This is a genomic window from Pseudomonas sp. ANT_H12B, assembly GCF_008369325.1.
Classification (GTDB): domain Bacteria; phylum Pseudomonadota; class Gammaproteobacteria; order Pseudomonadales; family Pseudomonadaceae; genus Aquipseudomonas.
The window spans coordinates 1-18851 of sequence record NZ_VOBI01000005.1; the positions used below are offsets into that span (position 1 = coordinate 1).

General features: G+C 59.8%; 13 protein-coding genes. 6 read left to right on the forward strand and 7 right to left on the reverse strand.

Annotation, left to right across the window (positions count from 1 at the left end; translation table 11 throughout):
- Positions 1-76: IS3 family transposase (locus FQ185_RS31020; protein ID WP_346243103.1), on the forward strand; the 76-nt coding region annotated here is incomplete at its 5' end.
- Positions 77-124: 48 nt separating this feature from the next.
- On the opposite strand, the gene FQ185_RS09595 is transcribed toward FQ185_RS31020, so the two are convergent.
- The 5 genes from FQ185_RS09595 to FQ185_RS09615 all read right to left on the reverse strand — a co-directional run bounded on the left by FQ185_RS09595 (position 125) and on the right by FQ185_RS09615 (position 12341).
- Positions 125-1456, reverse strand: coding sequence for a sigma-54 dependent transcriptional regulator (locus tag FQ185_RS09595; RefSeq protein WP_149417227.1), 1332 nt, complete (start codon positions 1454-1456; stop codon positions 125-127).
- Complete coding sequence (locus FQ185_RS09600; protein ID WP_149417228.1) at positions 1450-3216, reverse strand: ATP-binding protein; 1767 nt, start codon at positions 3214-3216, stop codon at positions 1450-1452. Before FQ185_RS09600 ends, FQ185_RS09595 begins: the two co-directional genes overlap by 7 nt.
- A gap of 109 nt (positions 3217-3325) precedes the next feature.
- On the reverse strand, positions 3326-5950 hold the full coding sequence (locus FQ185_RS09605) for an RHS repeat domain-containing protein (protein WP_256730397.1): 2625 nt from the start codon (positions 5948-5950) through the stop codon (positions 3326-3328).
- 101 nt (positions 5951-6051) lie between these two features.
- On the reverse strand, positions 6052-10578 hold the full coding sequence (locus tag FQ185_RS09610) for a SpvB/TcaC N-terminal domain-containing protein (RefSeq protein WP_149417230.1): 4527 nt from the start codon (positions 10576-10578) through the stop codon (positions 6052-6054).
- 239 nt (positions 10579-10817) lie between these two features.
- Entirely contained in the window at positions 10818-12341 is a 1524-nt protein-coding gene (locus tag FQ185_RS09615; protein WP_003214142.1) for a fumarate hydratase, read from the reverse strand.
- 358 nt (positions 12342-12699) lie between these two features.
- Between FQ185_RS09615 and FQ185_RS09620 the strand changes: the two genes are divergently transcribed.
- From FQ185_RS09620 to FQ185_RS09630, 3 genes are read left to right on the forward strand one after another with little or no spacing between them, the layout of a single operon-like run.
- On the forward strand, positions 12700-13806 hold the full coding sequence (locus tag FQ185_RS09620) for a GGDEF domain-containing protein (protein ID WP_149417231.1): 1107 nt from the start codon (positions 12700-12702) through the stop codon (positions 13804-13806).
- Positions 13799-14734: an iron-sulfur-binding ferredoxin reductase gene (locus tag FQ185_RS09625; RefSeq protein WP_149417232.1), complete on the forward strand. Its 936-nt coding sequence runs from the start codon at positions 13799-13801 to the stop codon at positions 14732-14734. Before FQ185_RS09620 ends, FQ185_RS09625 begins: the two co-directional genes overlap by 8 nt.
- Positions 14735-14763: 29 nt before the next feature.
- Entirely contained in the window at positions 14764-15513 is a 750-nt protein-coding gene (locus FQ185_RS09630) for an enoyl-CoA hydratase-related protein (protein ID WP_149417233.1), read from the forward strand.
- A gap of 192 nt (positions 15514-15705) precedes the next feature.
- Here the strand turns inward: FQ185_RS09630 and pyk are convergent, their stop codons facing one another.
- Positions 15706-17157 carry a pyruvate kinase gene (gene pyk, locus FQ185_RS09635; RefSeq protein ID WP_149417234.1) on the reverse strand — a complete coding sequence of 484 codons (1452 nt, stop codon included), beginning with the start codon at positions 17155-17157 and terminating at the stop codon, positions 15706-15708.
- Positions 17158-17329: 172 nt separating this feature from the next.
- On the opposite strand from pyk, the gene FQ185_RS09640 reads away from it, so the two are divergent.
- Complete coding sequence (locus tag FQ185_RS09640) at positions 17330-17704, forward strand: tol-pal system YbgF family protein (RefSeq protein ID WP_149417235.1); 375 nt, start codon at positions 17330-17332, stop codon at positions 17702-17704.
- Positions 17705-17932: 228 nt separating this feature from the next.
- Complete coding sequence (locus FQ185_RS09645; RefSeq protein ID WP_149417236.1) at positions 17933-18292, forward strand: PilZ domain-containing protein; 360 nt, start codon at positions 17933-17935, stop codon at positions 18290-18292.
- A 156-nt stretch (positions 18293-18448) separates the two neighbouring features.
- Here FQ185_RS09645 and FQ185_RS09650 read toward each other — a convergent pair whose 3' ends face one another.
- The gene (locus FQ185_RS09650; protein ID WP_149417237.1) at positions 18449-18823 is read right to left on the reverse strand and encodes a DUF6124 family protein; all 375 of its coding nucleotides are present in this window, start codon (positions 18821-18823) and stop codon (positions 18449-18451) included.
- Positions 18824-18851 lie beyond the last annotated feature (28 nt).

The window sequence follows — 18851 nt, forward strand, 5'->3', positions numbered from 1 at the left end:
CAATCACTCGCGTATCAGACTGAAGCTAAACGGCCTGAGTCCTGTTGAATACAGAACTCAGGCCGCTCAGGCATAGATGGGTAAACGTCCAACTTTGTGGGGTCAGTTCAGAGCGTGGGAACGATCATTCGCCGACGAACCTCTCGCGGGTCAGACCATGCCGCTGCATCTTTTCATTGAATGTACGGCGCGGCAGTTGCAACTCTTCAAGCACCGCTTTCACATCGCCTTTATGCCGGGTCAACGCCGCGCGCAAGCAGTGCGCTTCAAATGCTTCCTGCTGCGCCGCCAGCGATTGCCCAGGGTCAATTCCCACCGGTTCCGGCTCGCCCAGCCCCAATACTTGCCGCTCAGCAACGTTCGCCAGTTCACGCACATTGCCTGGCCAGTCATGGCTCAGCAGATGGCTCAACTGCGGGCCGCTCAGCGGTGGAAACGTGCGCCCCAAACGCTCGGCGGCATTGTGCGCGAACGACTCGAACAACAACGGAATGTCTTCACGCCGCTCGCGCAACGGTGGCAGCCGCAGCTCGGCCACATTCAACCGATAGGCCAGGTCTTCACGAAAGCGTCCGGCCCGTGCTTCGTCCAGCAGGTCGGGTTTGGTCGCGGCGATGATCCGCAAGTCCACGCGGATGCTCTGGTTGGAGCCCAATCGTTCAAGCTTTTGCTCCTGCAACACTCGCAACAATTTCACCTGCTGGGCCAGCGGCATGCTTTCGATTTCATCGAGAAACAGTGTGCCGCCATCGGCGTATTCGAGCTTGCCGATGCGCTTGCCCGACGCGCCGGTAAACGCACCGCTCTCATGACCGAACAGTTCGGCCTCGAACAATTGCTCGGGGATCGCCGCGCAGTTGAGCGCCACAAACGGCTTGTCCGCGCGCGGACCAAAGTCATGCAGGCAACGGGCAACCAGCTCCTTGCCGCTGCCGGTTTCGCCACGGATCAACACATTGACCGGCAGCGCCGCCAGGTCCAGCACTTGCCGACGCAACGTCTGCAAGCCACGGGACACACCCAGCAGCGTCGCATCGAGTTTGCTGCGGTTGTCTGCCTGTTCGTGCAAGGCGCGGTTTTCCAGCACCAGCTGCCGCTTTTCCAGCGCGCGACGCAAACTGCCAAGCAGGGTTTCGGGGCTGAAAGGTTTTTCGAGGAAGTCGTAGGCGCCATCGCGCATCGCGTCGACAGCCATCGGCACATCGCCATGGCCAGTAAGCAGGATCACCGGCAGGTCGGCATCGCGGCGTTGAACTTCGGCCAGTAATTCCAGACCGGTCATTCCGGGCATGCGCACGTCGCTGAGGATCACCCCGGGAAAATGTTTCGGCAGTTGCGCCAGACATTCATCGGCGCGGCTGAACAGCTGCACCTCGAAACCCGACAGGCTCAGCCACTGTTCGACGGCGCTGCGGATGCTGCTTTCGTCGTCGACCACTATCACTGAATTCAGCATGGGCTATGAGCCTCCAGGTCGATCGGCAGGGTGAGGGTGAATGCCGCGCCGTTGCCCTGATTTTCCACACTCAGGCGTCCGCCCGATTCGTGGACGATGGCGAACGACACCGCCAGCCCGATGCCCAGCCCGTCGCCCACCGGTTTGGTGGTGAAGAACGGATCGAACACTTTCGTCAGATTTTCTTCAGCGATGCCGCCACCGTTGTCGGCGACGGTCAGGCGCCAGAGTTGTTCGTCGGCTTCGAGGCGAATCTCCAGACGCTTGCAGGGTTTGTCGTGCATCGCATCCAGGGCATTGCGCAGCAAATTGATCAGCACTTGTTCCAGGCGAATCGCATCGCCACGCACCCAGGCCGGTCGCGTCAGGTGCAGTACGGTGCTGACCTGTTCATCACGCAGACGCGTGTCGAGCAGCAGCAATGATTGATCCACCACCGCCGCCAGGTCCAGGCGTTCGCGCAAACCGCTGGGGCTTTTGCGGGCGAAGGTTTTCAGGTGGCCGGTGAGGGCGGCCATGCGCGTCAGCATGTCATCCACCGGTTTGAGCGCTTTGTAGGCGTCGTCGACCCGGCCGTGATCGAGCAGCAGCCTCAGAGTCGCAAGCTGCATGCGCTGGGCGGTCAGCGGCTGGTTGATTTCATGGGCCAGCGCGGCGGACATCTGGCCGAGCGCGGCGAGTTTGGCCGATTGCACCAGACCGTCCTGAGCGGTGCGCAAATCGCGGGTGCGTTCTTCCACCAATTGTTCGAGCTCTTCGCGACTGCGCTGACGCATTTTCGCCAGGCGCCAGCGCTGGTTGAGAAACAGCAGCAGAAATACCAGCGTCAGCCACAGCCCGGCGGCGGCGAGCGCGGCGTTGCGGCTGTCTTCGAACGCGACTTGCGGGCGGCGCAGCAGGTGCAGCGTCCAGCCTTCGGCGGCCAGTGGCAGGGATTCCCACAGGTAATCGGCCTTGCCGTCAGGGCCTTCGACCTGCGTCAAGTGACTGTTGTCATCGAAGCGTTGCAGCGATTGATATTCAAGCTGCGTCAGGGGCTGCTTGTCGTATTGGCGGGTGGCCTTGAGTTCGGCGCGATCGCTGTCGTTCAGCGGTTTCAACAGGCGATAGCGCCAGCCGGGCTGGTTGGCGATGAAGATAACTCCGCGTGCGTCGCTGACCAGCAGCGTGTCGCTGCCCTGACGCCATTCACGCTCCAGTTCCGGAAATTCGAGTTTCACCACCATCGCGCCGAGGAACTGACCGTTGTCGTCGGTGACTGCACTGGAGAGGAAATAACCCGGAATTCCGCTGGTCACCCCCACCGCATAAAAGCGCCCGGTGCCTTGGGTGCGGGTCTGGCTGAAGTAGGGGCGAAAGCCGTAGTTGTGGCCGACGTAGCTGCTGGGCAAACGCCAGTTGCTCGCCGCCACGGCAAGGCCGGTTCGGTCGAGCAGTTCCAGGGTCGATGACTGAGCCGCGCCGTTTATCTTTTCCAGCTTGAGGTTCAGTGCGGCCTGCTGCTCAGGGCTCACCGGCCCGTTGAGCGCCGAGCGCAACTGCGGGTCCAGCGCCAGCACGGCGGGCAGGGCGCGGTAGCGTTCGATCAGGGTGTGCAGGGACGTCGCGTAGAGCGCCAATTGTTGATTGGCGCGGGCAGCGTCTTCCACCAGAGCTTGGCGTTCGGCGTGGCGGATGGCCAAACCGGCGGCGAGGGCTGCGCCGGCGAGGATCAGCAGGGTATACAACGATAAACGCACGGTACGAGCAGTTGGAATCATGCTGTCGAAGACACTGGGAGTATGGGCGCGAACGATAACATGCCATCCAGGCTTGTTGCCGTTGCGCAATCAACCCCACTTGGCCAATCAATCGTCGAAGTGTGCGCTGTTATTTTTTGAGTCTTCGTTGCCGCTCCGTAAATTGATTGTCCGTGGTACGGGATATTTTGTAGGCATGCATACGGTATTGAGTGTGATCGATGATGGCCAGAGTCAGTTTGGTTTGCTTCTCCAAACGGACGCGATGAATGGGGGCCAGCACATTTTTAGGGGTCATGTTATTCACATTTGGCAGTACGTCAGCGGGATAGATGACATCGGCTCCCAACTTGCTGAAGCTGGCTTCAGCTACCGCCCAGCGTTGTTGGGTGGCGGTTTTCCAGTCACTGAGCATGGTCTCGATTTTATCGATTTTCACTGGGGTGAGGCCGTTCTTGATGTCCTCCGCTTCCTGCGCCCGAGTACCCAGCGAGACCAGAGCGCTGACGCCCGGGACCACCGCTCCAACGAATCTGCCAAGGAACATAAGCATCCCCTGTTCGAGGACGTCACCAGAGTCACTGCTGATATCGAGCCCCGCCTTTCGATCAATCTCGTTAACGGACATTGTTGATGTTTGCGGTATGAGTGGACGTACCAGCTTGAACGGCTTACGAATCTTCATCTCTGGTTCCGCGGCCAAATCGCTACCGACGTTTCCTCCGATAAAACCGTCGGCAAAGGAATCAATATTTATGTCTACTTTCAGCAGTATTTCTTCGAATGCCTTGCCACCGTAGAGGCCACCAAAGAAAGCGGCTGTAGCGCCCATGCTCTCGCCAATCGTGTTTTTCAGCATGTTCTTCGCAATGTTGCTTCCACCCACGACGTTCTCGATTTGCTCTAGGGTTGGAGCGGCAACTGTAGCGAGGGTTGAAATGAAAAGCGCGTAATTGTAGATGTCTTGCTTTTCTCTTTGTCCGCCATTTCCATCTACATAGTTCAGCGGATTATTCCCCACAAACGCATATAAATTCAGCCCATCCACATCCCCCGCCGGATCGGCACTCACCCAGCGTTGCAACCACGGCGCGTAATAACGCAGCCCATAGTAATAGAGCCCGCTGACATCCATTTCCTTGCCCGAATAACGAACGGTCTTGTAGCTGACCTCCACTGCCGAATCCGCCGTCAGCCAGGCCGTGCCACCAAACGGGTAATAGCCTTCGTGGCTGATCAGTCGGGCCTGTTGGTCGAGTTCGATCACGCTGGAGCCCAAATGGTCATCAAGGCTGTAACGCAGCTGATCGGCCTCGATCTCGCCGGGTCGGCCACTGACCCAATGCAGGCAGCGCCCGCTGCTACGCCCGCCCGGCACAGTGATGACGTGCAACTCTTCGCCGTTGTCGCGGGTGCGAATCTCCAGCCCCGGCAGGTAAATCACTTCGTGGAAATGGCTGGTCGATGTTGCATGGGTGTCGTGGCGTTTGTAGACCCGCGCGCCATGGCTGTAGCGATAGGTTTCTTCATCGTTGGCGGCATCGTCGCGTTCGACCAGCGTCACCGATGCCAATTGGTCACGGTTGTTCCAGCGCAAGTCCTGTCCCGGGTGCAAGGCCTGGAGATTGCCATGCCGGTCAAACAATGCGGAAAAATCGGGGGCAGGGTCTCCCTCTTTCCAGCGCACGCCGCGGTTGCTCTCCGGGTCGATGAACAGCTGCCGGGTGTAGCCGCCCACCGCACGGCCATGGATCAACTTGATCAGATTGCCACCGGTGTCGTACTCGTACCGCTGTGTGTAGTTGAGGTGATTGCGGGGGTCGCTCGGCAACGGCCGGCCGGGCAGATCCGACGGCGGGGTGGCGTCATGACCGGTGGCGCTGATCACCCGGTAGAGCGAGTCGTGGGTGAACTCGCGGTGGCCATCGATGCGCTGGTTGGCGAAGAACACCGGTTGGAACGTGTGATCGTCGATGCGCTGCACGTTACCGACCCGATCATAGACATACCCGAGGTGCTGCCGCGGGGCCTGGCCGGGCACTCCAGTCTTCAAGCTCTGCAGCCGACCGTCCGCCGGGTCGTAGGTCCAGGTGCTGAGCACGTCGTTGCCCGCGAGTTGTTCGACGAGCTGGCCGTCGGCGTTGTACTGAGCGTCTTTGAGGATGTCCAGGACCGTATCGTCGGCCTTGATTTGCAGCGTCACGTGCTTGAGCTGCCCGGTAATGTCGTAGCGAGAACGCTGCTGATGACCGCTCGCGTCGGTCTGGCTGACAGGCTGGCCGCTTGCAATGTAGGACCATGCCGTGGTGTAAACCTTGCCCTCCGGGAACGTGCGGGTTTCTTCAAACGGCATGCTCTGCAGGCTGAAGCGGCTAAATTCAATCGAGCCCGCCGGATCGACCTTCTTGCGCAACTGACCGCGCAAGTTGTACCCCGGGTCTGCATCGCCCCGCGCATAGGTAAAGACCTCGACCTGCTGGGTATTTTCATCGACCGTCAGCGCGCGCAATAGATCATCGTAAGTGGTTTGCCACCGATTACCGCGTTCATCCCAGCGCTGAAGGATTTCACCACCCAAGCCGGCCAGGCTCAGACGCCAACCGCTATCGACGCTGTCGACCTTGACGGGGTGGCCGGACAGCCCATGAACAGTCGCCAGATTGGGCTTTGGGGCATGCTCGAACAGACGTGGATCCCATTGCTCTATCAGCCTGCCCGCGACGTCATAAAATTGTCGGGTGATGAGCGTTTCCACCGGGCCACCAGCGACCTTGCGCAGATACTCAACCTGGCGAATCGGCAGGCCTCGACTGTCAATGACGCTGATAGAAGGCGTGCGGCAGTGAATCGAGCCTGTCACGGCTCAAGCTCTGGCGGAGTTGGGCAATAGGTGTCGTTGTAGTCATGACTGGTGTGATACCAGGGGTGAATGGTTGTACGAGAAACATACCCTTTGGCATTGATGACTTTGACCGGACGTCCCAGCACGTCATAGAACTGTTGGTCGTGATGGCCAAACGCTCGAAACGAGCGGTCATTGATGTAGCCGTGCCCGTTGGCGAAATAGGGGCGAAACACTCGCACGGGCAGTCCCTTGTTGTTGTATTCGACTCTTTCGCTGACACGCCAGCGCGGATTGGCATGTGCAGTCTTTGGCTCGCCGTTTTCGACGACCAATTCACCGTTTTCCACGACATAGGCCAGGCCGGGTTCGACCAATTGTTTGGTTTGCAGGGGGCGACCGAAACCATCCACAAAGGTTTTGATGATCTGGATTTGCTGCAGCGGGTCATCATGGTAACGGTCGGCAGTCAGCACGACGCTGTGCACCGGGTCGCGTGGCGTCGTGCGGATCAACTCCAGAAGTGCCTGTTCGGCCATCGTCAGGCTGTTGAGCCCTAACAGGCGAGTGCGGGCGCTGGCGCAAATATGCAGGCTCGGCAACACGTAGCCTTGCGTTATCCAGTCGGCCAGCCAGTCCGGGGTTTGCCTGACCGAGTCGGGCAGTACGCCCATCCAGCTGAACAGATCCTTGCGCAGTACGCTGGCCGCTTCTTGCAGGGCGGCTTGCGGGTTTTCGATGGCGGGATCAGGTCGCGGGTCTACCGGGCGTTCATGTTCGCTGAGTGGGCTGAAGCCAACCTCTATACCGTCTTCGGTCCCGTAAAAACTGATGGCGAGCGGTTGGCCCGAGGGTTCGTACAGGACTTCCTCAACATTTTCATTGGCGTCGATGATGCGAGTCGGCAGCAGCGCATGGTAGTCGTACGCAGCTTGGGTGGTGCAACCGTCAGGAAGTTCGACGCCAATGATCGCCAAACGATAGGGGTCATGTCGGGCCTTGATAGCGCCGTGGCACGGGGTTTCGTGATACTTCAGCACCTTGTAAAAATCGTCGAGGTCGCCGTATGTGGCAAAGCCGTAATGCGAGGACCAGAGATTTCTCTCATCGTCTTCAATGGAGTTCTCTTCAAGAAACAGCGGCATGGGCGAATAACCGATGTTTTGCAGTTCTACCCGGATATCGAATGGTGGAGGCAACGTGTTGTAGGCATCCAGAGCCGTCTTGTTCAGCTGTGCGATTTCCAGCGTGCTGCGCAAGGCTTCAAAGTCGGCCTGGCCATCCGGCAGCAGCGTGCGATCCTCGGTCTTGAGGTAACGTTGCACCGACTGCTGGGTCAACGCCCGTTTCTCGTTCCACTGCGGTGAAGCGTGATGGAGGGTCAGCGTTTCATAGCTTATTTGCTTCGGATCGAGACCCGTCGGCAACGACCCTGCGGGCAGTACCAGCGCATTCCCGCGTTGCCGGTAGGGAAGGCCCAATCGCCAACCCTGCGGGTCGTCCTTCAGATGGATGAATTCGGCGCGGCTTTCTTTCAGGTAGAAAAAATCCTGCTGCGGATCATGGGCGTCCAGCCACCATTGTTGTTCGTCCGGGTCATCGAAGGGAGGCGTGTCGATCTTGCGCCGTGCGTAGCTGATCTCAAGCACATGGACGGTTTGACCGAAGGCATCCTGGGCCAAGGTAATCTGGTGTTGGCACAAGGGGTCGTTTATGAAGCCTTCGTACTGATAACTGATCGTCTCCAGCGTTGAAGGCATTAAGGTCCCGTATGGGTCGTATTTGCCTTTTTTTCTCAGCTCACGGACTTTGTATCGATGCTCCTGCACTGAAAAGGGCCGCGCCTGCGCCGAGTCGTCGGCGGCATAGACTTCAACTCGCAACACTGACCCGGCGAGGGTTCGGGCGATTTCGTCGGCCGTGGCCGCATCGGGCGGTGTGATGGGCTCATCGAACGCGTCATTTTCGTGGTACTGACAGAACAATGTGGGGCACAACGGGTGCGCCTCGGGATCACCGTTGAAATAGCCGTCACGGGGCATGTCCATCAACCGGCCGGTATGGAACCAGGTGCAGATGCGTGATGGTGCCGTGAAGCTGTGGTCGTCCTCATCCGGGTTGGCTTCGCTGTCGATCTGGTGCAGCAGGCCGAAGCCGCGAAATTCACGGTCTTGACCATCGTAATAGCCTTGGAAATACCGGTAAGACTGGCTCAGACAGTTGCCGGTGATTTCGTCGAGTTGTGTTTGTCTGCTGACCACTGGCACCGCAAACGGTAGATAGCACACCGAGTCGGTTTCGGGTTTTTCGTCCAGCCATTCCTGCGCGGAACTGCGATACCCCACTTGCGTGCTGCAACCCATGTTGTTGTTGCTGCCGATCAGCATGTACGGCTTGGCGCTGACAAAGTCATAGCGCCAGTGCCGGGGCTTCATGTGTGGCACCGTCAGTATCAACGTTGCGCAGCCCAGGCCTTGCAGGTCGGCAAAAGTCACCTGGCTCAGGTTGTCGTAGCGCACTCCTTCGGGCCACGGGACCTCGATCGGTGTTTGCTCAAGACCGTTGCCGCCGTGGTTGAGGTAAATCTGGAAGCCATCGGATTTCAAGTAAATCAGCGCCGGCGCGCCGGAACCGTTCAGGTCGGCAATGCGCACGCGGGCGGCATCGAATTCGCCGTAGTCGAAGGTCGGGGCGCTCAGGACAAACCCTTTGCCAAACCGCCCGTGACCCAGGTTCGGCCAGCATTTTATTTCATTGTGCCGAATCCGGCACAGCTCGGTCATGTCGCTGCCGAGCATGTTGCCCAGAAAAACCAGTTCGCTGCGGTGATTGCTGAACAGCGGCAGGCTATCGTCATCGGGGTCATGGGGGATGTCTTCGCCCGCGGCAAAACCTTTTTCGCGGCGGTTGGCGTACAGCCGTACGCTCTTGGGCCCGATCAGCGCACAAGAGCTGAGCCCGTCGCCGATGAAGTCGCCCATTTGTGCCAGGAGGTGAAAAAACTCTACGGGGAATGACCCGAACTCGCTGAACAGAGACCAGCTGCGGTCCGGGTTCAGTGTCTGAAACCCGCTGACACCGGGTTGCGCGCGGATCCAGTCCAGCCTTCCGTCACCGGTCAGATCCATGAGTGCCTGATACACCGGTTTTTGGCTATCAGCGACCGGGATGTGCTCAAGCGCCGTCCAGGGGCCGTAGCAGATGTCGTCGCCCCCGGAGCTGGCGCGCAGCGGCTCGCGGTAATACCAGCACTGATCGTAACGACACAGGAAGCCTGGCAAGCCTTCACCAAAAAGGTCGACGCATTGATAACGCTGACCGTCTTCAATGCCGGGCATGTGCTCGAACGGAAAGAAAGGCGCCGGCTGAGTGTTGAGTTCAAAACCCGAATAGTCGAACTCTACGGGCGGCATGTGCTCCACGCTGCCGCTGGCGTCATAGGCTTGATAATGGGCTGCCTGCAGTTGGTTGTGAGACAGCGAAGTGAGCTGATATTGCAGCAGCAAACGCCGAACCAGCACGGGGTTGGCGCCCAGCTCAATGGGGAAGTGGTGAAACATCAAGACCTGATGACACAGACGCCGGGTCCCCAGCTCGAACCCGTAGGTGTAGCTGTGGAAGGGGTCGCTGCGAATCAGCCATGGGTCGAGTGATTCCCCGGACGCAAGAAAAGGAGGGCCGTAGATCGGTTTTTCATCCCGCTCACGGGTGCGCTCGCCGTAATCGAACAGCAGGTGGAAATGCCAGTCCAGGTCCGTCGGGTTTTCTGTGGTCCAGGCATACAAGTGTTCACTGGCTGTGAAGTTGCCGTAACACACACGATGCAGGTATCGCTGGGCGCGGTAGTCGTGCGGGGCATCCGGGGAGTGTTGTTCATCCTCGAGCCGGTAATCGAAGCACAAGTGTTCGCCATGGGCATTTATGCTTTCGAGCAGCAGCCAGACACCCACCTGCGGAGGGGCAACAGGTTTGTCCGGACAGTCCGGATCCTTCGGCTCGACCGGTGCGGCTCGGCGTGATGCATCGGTTTTGCCATACACGCTCAAGGTGCCATCGGCGCCATGTACGAGCCAGAAGGGCGGCTCATCTGCTGGCTGCCAAAGTTCGACCAGGTTGAAGCTGCCTTCTACCCTTGGCTCGTAACGCACCACGGTGTGCTCGCCGATTTGCTGTCCCTTGTAAGTACTCTCGATTCTGGATTTGATCTTCCCCTCGGCATCGAGCTCCGGCGCCCACTCTTCACCGGCGGGCCCGATTATCACGTCGTCAGCGAGATAGCGTGGTACCCCCCGGCTGGTCCGGCGAGTGATGGCATTGACGGTCATGCTCCAGCCTATGCCGAACGGTCCGTTGCCGATCTGACTGCTGTAGCTCAGGGCCAGGCTGGGGTCGAAACCGCGGCCACCGGACATGGGCAACGGTAGCTCGAACGAAGCACTGCCGGTGATGCCGACCGAGCCCCAGCTTTTGCCGATTGTGGCGATCGAGGCGCTAGTGGCAATGGACGGCTCGGTGATGCTCAGGGACGTTTGATCTTGCATGAGACTGATCCTGTTTCGGCTACGCGCTCGCGAGTGGCGGCAGCATCGCGTGATGGATCAACGCTAGCAGGACGAGGGCAGGGCGTAACCTGTCAGATTTGACAGTTGTTGACAGGTTTTTTAGATCGAATGGTCTACATAGGGGAGCGCTATATAGCGAACGCTTAAATCGTTGCCAAAAAAAACGGCCGGGTCGTCTTCAGGGACAACCCGGCCGTTTTTCAGGAGGCTTAAAGCGCTTACTGCACTTCTACCGCCAGGCTTTCACTGATCTTTTTCTGCCAGATGGCAGGACCGGTGATGTGTACCGACTCACCCTTGCTGTCGACTGCAACAGTCACTGGCATGTCTTTGACGTCGAACTCGTAGATCGCTTCCATGCCCAGTTCGGCGAAAGCCACCACGCGGGATTTCTTGATGGCTTGCGCCACCAGGTAGGCCGCGCCGCCGACTGCCATCAGGTAAACGGCTTTGTGGTCCTTGATCGCTTCGATAGCGGTCGGGCCGCGCTCGGATTTGCCGATCATGCCCAGCAGGCCTGTTTGCTCGAGGATCTGACGGGTGAACTTGTCCATCCGCGTCGCGGTGGTCGGGCCAGCCGGGCCGACCACTTCTTCGCGCACCGGATCAACCGGGCCGACGTAGTAGATGAAGCGACCTTTGAGGTCCACCGGCAGGGTTTCACCCTTGTTCAGCATCTCGACCATGCGCTTGTGCGCGGCGTCGCGACCGGTGAGCATCTTGCCGTTGAGCAGGACGGTTTCGCCCGGCTTCCAGCTCTGCACGTCTTCTGGCGTCAGGGTGTCGAGGTTGACGCGACGGGCCGACGGACCGGCTTCCCAGACGATTTCCGGGTAGGCGTCCAGCGGTGGCGCTTCCAGCGAGGCCGGGCCGGAGCCGTCGAGCACGAAGTGCGCGTGACGGGTGGCGGCGCAGTTCGGGATCATGCACACCGGCAACGAAGCGGCGTGGGTCGGGTAGTCCATGATCTTCACGTCGAGCACGGTGGTCAGGCCACCCAGGCCCTGGGCGCCAATGCCCAGTTGATTGACCTTCTCGAACAGCTCCAGGCGCATCTCTTCGATACGGTTGGACGGGCCGCGCTTTTTCAGCTCGTGAATGTCGATGGATTCCATCAACACTTCCTTGGCCATGACGGCGGCTTTCTCGGCGGTGCCGCCGATGCCGATGCCGAGCATGCCCGGTGGGCACCAGCCGGCGCCCATGGTAGGCACGGTTTTCAAAACCCAGTCGACGATCGAGTCGGACGGGTTGAGCATGGCCATTTTCGACTTGTTCTCGGAACCGCCGCCCTTGGCCGCCACGTCCACTTCCACGGTGTTACCCGGAACGATGGAGTAGTGGATAACGGCCGGGGTGTTGTCCTTGGTGTTCTTGCGAGCGCCCGCCGGGTCGGCGAGGATCGAGGCACGCAGGACGTTTTCCGGCAGGTTGTAAGCCTGGCGCACGCCTTGGTTGATCATGTCGTCCAGGCTCATGGTGGCGCCATCCCAACGTACGTCCATGCCTACACGCACGAACACGGTGACGATGCCGGTGTCCTGGCAAATCGGGCGGTGGCCGGTGGCGCACATGCGCGAGTTGATCAGGATTTGCGCCATCGAATCGCGAGCTGCCGGCGATTCTTCACGCAGGTAGGCCTCGTGCATCGCCTGGATGAAATCAACGGGGTGGTAGTAGGAAATGAATTGCAGGGCGTCGGCAACGCTCTGAATCAGGTCGTCTTGCTTGATCACGGTCATGAGTCGCGCTCCTCTAAAAGACGGGAACATTCAATAAGGTGCTTGCAGCTTGGGTGCATCGGTCGGTTGCAAGCACCTTTCAAGGCACGCCGGGCATGCTGGCGCGACGCTAAAAAGGCGCGGCAGTATAACGCGCCTCGGTTCCGTACACACCCGCCGACAGTCAATCGTTGGTCGCATAAGCCGGCGATGCAGAAGAACCCTGTGGGAGCAAATCTGCGGGAGCAGGGTCATGGCATTGACGCCAGTTTTCCGCCCCGAAAATTGAATGGTCATTTATCGGTCACGCCACTAAAGTGGCAGCCGGCCTGTAGAGTAGGACACTCTGACAGCCTCCTTTCGCACGGTGAGTCAACGATTGACACCTAACGCCATCCAGCGCCTGTTACTCAAACGTTTTGCCCTCGCGGCCGGCACCTATGCCCTGGCATTGCTGCTGCTGTGGCTGGCGTTTTTCACTGGCCATTACGATGAACCCTTGACCAGCGTGGCCATCGGCAGTGCGTTGGTGGTCATCAGCCAGGCGACGTTGTTTGCGGTGTTTTACAGTGGCTGCAACCTGCGTTTTTCCGACCCCAGCCTGACCGAAGCGCAAGTGTTGCTGGGGCTGGGCTGGCAAACCTGGCTGATCGCCAATCTGGAAGAGGCACGCGGCGCGTTTCTGGTGTTCTACGTACTGATCCTGCTGTTCGGCTTGTTTCACCTTTCGCGCATAGCCTTTTTGCGGTGTGCGCTGTTGGTGTTTTTCAGTTTCAGTGCGATCACGTTGTGGCAGGGCTATCACTTCCAGTTACCCGACCCGGCGCTGGCCGCGTTGCAGGTGTGCGTGCTGTTTATCGTGCTGGTCTGGCTGGAGCTGTATGCCCGTTACGTTCAGGCCTCCCGTCAACGCATGCGTCAGCGCCGATTCGCCTTGCAGGCGCACCAGGACACCCTGCGCGGGATGATGCGTCAGCTCGAAGACCTGGTGGCCACCGACGAACTGACCGGGTTATTCAATCGCCGACATTTCCTGCGCCTGGCCTCCCGCGAGTTGAACGCCATGGATGCCGGCGTGGTGCATGGCCTGGCGCTGATCGACCTCGACCATTTCAAACGCATCAACGATGTGCACGGCCATGCCGCCGGCGATCAGGTGCTGCAAGCCTTTGCCGGCGTGGCCACCGCTTGTTTGCGCGAGGGTGATGTTCTGGCCCGCTACGGCGGTGAAGAATTTGTGCTGCTGTTGCCCGACTGCAACGCCGAACGCCTGACCTCTTGCTGCGAACGGCTGCGCATTGCGTTCACCGATGTCGAACTGATCGGCCTCGAAGTCAACCATCTCAGCTTGTCGGCGGGCATGACGTTGCTGGAGTTGGGCGACGACCTCGACGACGCCTTGCAGCGAGCGGATCAGGCGCTTTATCGCGCCAAGCGCGACGGCCGCAATCGTTGCGCGGCGGCGTGGGAGAGCGTCGATGCCTGAGTTACGGGTCGGCGAACGTCAATGGTCGGTGGCGGCGGGCAGCAACCTGCTCGATGCGCTGAATCAGAACGGCGTGAGTGTGCCCTACAGCTGTCGCGCCGGCAGTTGCCATGCGTGCCTGGTGCAATGTGTTCAAGGCCTGCCGAGCGACAGCCGACCCGACGCCCTGAGTGCAGACCAGCGTCAGCAAGGCTGGCGGCTGGCGTGCCAGTGTCAGGTGGTCGAAGACTTGCAGGTGCACACCTTCGATCCGGAGCAGGACGGCAGCCCGGCCGAGGTGGTTGCCGTTGATTGGTTGAGCGCCAACGTGTTGCGTTTGCGTCTGACCCCACAGCGTCAGTTGCGTTATAGCGCCGGGCAGCATCTGGTGTTGTGGGCGGGCCAAATTGCGCGGCCGTATTCCCTGGTCAGCCTGCCGGATGAAGATCGCTTTCTGGAGTTCCACCTCGATTGTCGCCAGTCGGGGGAATTCAGTGATGCGGCCCGTCAGCTCAAAATCGGCGATCGAATCCGACTCGGCGAATTGCGCGGCGGGGCTTTGCATTACGACCCGGACTGGAACACCCGACCCCTTTGGTTGCTGGCGGCCGGCACAGGGTTGGGCCCGTTGTTTGGCGTCTTGCGTGAAGCCTTGCGTCAGGATCATCAAGGCGCTATCCGCGTTATTCACCTGGCGCATGATGCCGCTGAGCATTATCTGGCCAAGCCCCTGCAAGCCATCGCTGCCAGCCGACCGAACCTCAGTATCGAGCTGTGGACGCCGGCCGAGTTGCCCGCGGCTTTGGCGCAACTGCGGCTTGTTTCCCGGCAAACCCAGGCCTTACTCTGCGGGGCCCCCGAGAGCGTCGACGCCTTTGCCCGGCGCCTGTACCTGGCGGGACTGCCGCGCAACCAACTGCTGGCCGATGTCTTCCTGCCGCGCGGTTGAGCGCAGATTATTCAGACGCGAGACCTTCCATGACCGATGCCATCACACTTGAACGCGAACGCGGCCTGCTGACCCTGCGCCTGAACCGCCCCGACAAGAAAAACGCCCTGACCCGCGCCATGTACAGCGACATGGCACAAGCGTTGAAGCAGGCCGATGCCGACCCTGAAATCAACGCGGTGCTGATCACCGGTTCCAGTGAATGCTTCACCGCCGGCAACGACATCGCCGACTTCCTTGAGCAGCCGCCGAGCAACCTCGACAGCCCGGTGTTTCAGTTCATGCTCACGCTGCTCGAATGCCGCAAACCGGTGATCGCCGCCGTGGCCGGTGCTGCCGTGGGTATTGGCACGACGCTGCTGCTGCATTGCGATCTGGTGTACGTCAGCCGCGACGCACGCCTGCGTATGCCCTTCGTTAATCTCGGATTGTGCCCGGAGTTCGGCTCCAGCCTGATCCTGCCGCGACTGCTCGGGCATGCAAAAGCCGCCGAACTGCTGTTGCTCGGCGAAGGTTTCAGCGGCGAACAGGCCGCGCAGTGGGGCATCGCGACCCAAGCGCTGGGCAGTGGCGAAGAGGCGTTGGCCAAGGCTCGGGAGATGGCGTTGCGTTTCGAGTCGTTGCCACCGGAGGCGGTGCGCATCAGCAAGCAATTGATGAAAGCGCAGGACCGCGAGCAACTGCGCAAGGCAATAGAAGAGGAGGGCGCATTATTCATCCAGCGGCTGCGCTCGCCGGAAGCGATTGCGGCGTTGTCGGGGTTTATCAACCGAACCTGACCCACCGATCGGGTAGCCGATCGTTCCCACGCTCCGCGTGGGAATGCCTCAACGGACGCTCCGCGTTCGGCTGTTGAAGGGACGCGGAGCGTCCCGGGCTGCATTCCCACGCGGAGCGTGGGAACGATCAGCAGAAACCAAAAAGCCCCGCTATTCACATAGCGGGGCTTTTGTTTTTCAGCGCATCGTCATTCAGACCATCGGGTCGCCAACGTGCAGGATTTTCATCCCGTTGGTGCCGCCGATGGTGTGGTAGCTGTCGCCCTTGGTCAGGATGACCCAGTCGCCTTTCTCCACAACACCGCGCTTGAGCAACTCGTCGATCGCGGCCTGGCTGACTTGCTCAGGCGGCAACGATGCCGGGTCGAACGGTACGGTGTAGACGCCACGGAACATGGCCGCGCGGGCCTGGGTTTCGCGGTGTGGGGAGAACGCGTAGATCGGCACCGAAGAACGGATGCGCGACATGATCAACGGCGTGTAGCCACTTTCGGTCAGCGCGATGATCGCCTTCACACCCGGAAAGTGGTTGGCGGTGTACATGGCTGCCAGAGCGATGCTCTGGTCGCAGCTTTCGAAGACCTTGCCGATACGGTGGCTGGAGGTCTTGCTGGTCGGGTGCTTCTCAGCGCCGATGCAAATACGGGCCATGGCCTGCACAGCTTCCAGCGGGTACAAACCGGCAGCACTTTCGGCCGAGAGCATCACGGCGTCGGTATAGTCGAGCACGGCGTTGGCCACGTCGGACACTTCGGCACGCGTCGGCATCGGGTTCTGGATCATCGACTCCATCATCTGGGTCGCCACGATCACAGCCTTGTTGTGGCGGCGTGCGTGCAGAATGATCTTCTTCTGAATACCCACCAGCTCGGCGTCGCCGATTTCCACACCGAGGTCACCACGGGCAACCATCACCGCGTCGGAGGCCTTGATCAGCGCGTCGAGGGTTTCGTCGTTGGCCACGGCTTCGGCACGTTCGATCTTCGCCACCAGCCAGGCAGTACCGCCGGCTTCGTCGCGCAGTTGACGGGCGTATTCCATGTCGGCGGCGTCACGCGGGAATGACACGGCGAGGTAGTCGACCTGCATTTCGGCGGCGAGCTTGATGTCGGCCTTGTCTTTTTCAGTCAGGGCCGGTGCGGTCAGGCCGCCACCGCGACGGTTGATGCCTTTATGGTCGGACAGCGGGCCGCCGATCAGTACGGTGCAATTGAGCTCGGTGGCATTGGCGGTATCAACACGCATGACCACGCGGCCGTCGTCGAGCAGCAGCTCGTCGCCTACGCCGCAATCCTTGACCAGGTCCGGGTAGTCGATGCCGACGATCGTTTGAGTGCCTTCGGTCAGAGGATGGCTGGTGGAGAAGGTGAATTGATCACCGATCTTCAGCTCGATCTTCTTGTTGGCGAATTTGGCGATACGGATTTTCGGGCCTTGCAGATCACCCAGCAGGGCGACGAAGCGACCGTGCTTGGCAGCCAGGTCACGCACCAGCTTCGCGCGAGCCTTGTGCTCGTCGGGGGTGCCGTGGGAGAAGTTCAGGCGGGCGACGTCCAGGCCAGCCAGAATCAGCTGTTCGAGAACTTCCGGCGAGTTACTGGCCGGGCCAAGGGTAGCGACGATTTTGGTGCGACGGACGGACATGCATAGACTCCTGAGTTCAAGCGCTGAGTGAGGCTACTATGGTCCGAAGTTGTAGTCATTGTTCATATGCACTACTTATTCGCTTGTTTCTTTGAACGAATACTTTTGGTTACAGGCAGCCTGAAGATTTCCGCCAACGGGTCGATACAGAGCTCAAGACAGGAGAACCCTCATGCGATTCGTGCTCATAGCCGCCCTTTTCCTCAGCGTCACGGGCTGCACCCGTTGGTCGATGAACCATCATTTGAATAATGCCTATAGCGCCTATGACCGCGGCAATTGCGAGCAGGTCATGCTTGAGCTGTCCAAAGTCGACCGCGCCAGCCGTGCGCGGCGCTATGTGCAGCCGGAAGTGTCGATGATGCGCGGGCTCTGCCTGGAACGGCAAAAACTGTTTGTCGATGCGGCGCAAACCTACCAGTTCATCATCGCCTCGTACCCGCAAAGTGAATACGCCTTCCGCGCCCGTGCCCGCCTGGAAACCCTGCAGTCGCTGGGCCACTATCCAATCCGTAGTGCGGCGGTCGTGCGCCCGACGCAGTTCTGATCTCAATGGCTGGCTCACCGGCGGCGGTGAGCTATAGTCCAATAGATCGGTTTAGAGCCTTTGCCTCTAATCGAGGTAACACCTGTGATCGGCAGGAGTAAGTGGCAGCAGCTGTGTGGACTGTCGCACCGGGATCGGGGAGAGCGCGCCTCCAGCCTTTATTAAAGGCAGGCCCGTTCCGAAGCATTAGTGCGGCCCTGCTTAAGGGCCTTGCTGGGCGAACTGCGCATGTTCACTGACCGCCGGATCGAGCGGCATCAACTGCCGTATTTTCTGAGAGTGTTCAACAGCGTCACCGACAAACCCATCGGTTTTCTGGGCAACGTGTCTGAAGACGGGCTGATGCTCATCAGCCAGTTGCCGATGATGATCGGCGCCGATTTCGATTTACGCCTGAAAATCCCCGCCAGCGACGGTATCCAGCAGGTTATCGATGTGCGGGCGTGTTGCCTGTGGTGCCATGAAGACGCCACCCCTCACCACTATGACGCCGGTTTCAGCCTGCAACGGGCACCGCCGGAGTATGGGCAATTGGTGGAGGCGTTGAAGCAGTACTTCAGTTTTCAGCCGTTGCCTGCCTCGGCCTGATATCCGCGGTGTAGGGGCGATCGTCCTCGCGAGCAGGCTCGCTCCCACATTGGATCTTCTGTGAACGCACTATTTGTGATCACCACCGATCAACTGTGGGAGCGAGCCTGCTCGCGAAGGCGTCAGCTCAAACAACACATCCTGAACGGATAGACGCTAAGCCGCGCTGATCGCCTGCTCGTTTTCCAGCGTCTTCTCCACCAACAACAACCCCAACTCGCTCAACTGATAAATCGCCATCGCCAGGTGTCGCGGCTTGTCGTCCAGGCTGTCGGCCAGGTCGAGCAGCAGAATGCTGACCGAAGAAAAGGTCTCGTAAGTCTGGATGACAATCGCCTCGGCGTTGGCATCGGGCGCAACGGCGAACATGTTCATGGCGCGGTCCCTGGTTGAACGCAGATGGCTGGTGTCGGGTTTGAGGTAGTGGTCGAGCGCCTTTTCGGCGGCGTCGTGGAGCTTTTTTGAATCGAGGGTGGCGTAGGGGGAAACCGGGTCGGTTTCGGGTGGTGGATTTGGTGTTGGTTTGAACATGATCGTATTGCCTCTATTAGGGCTACCA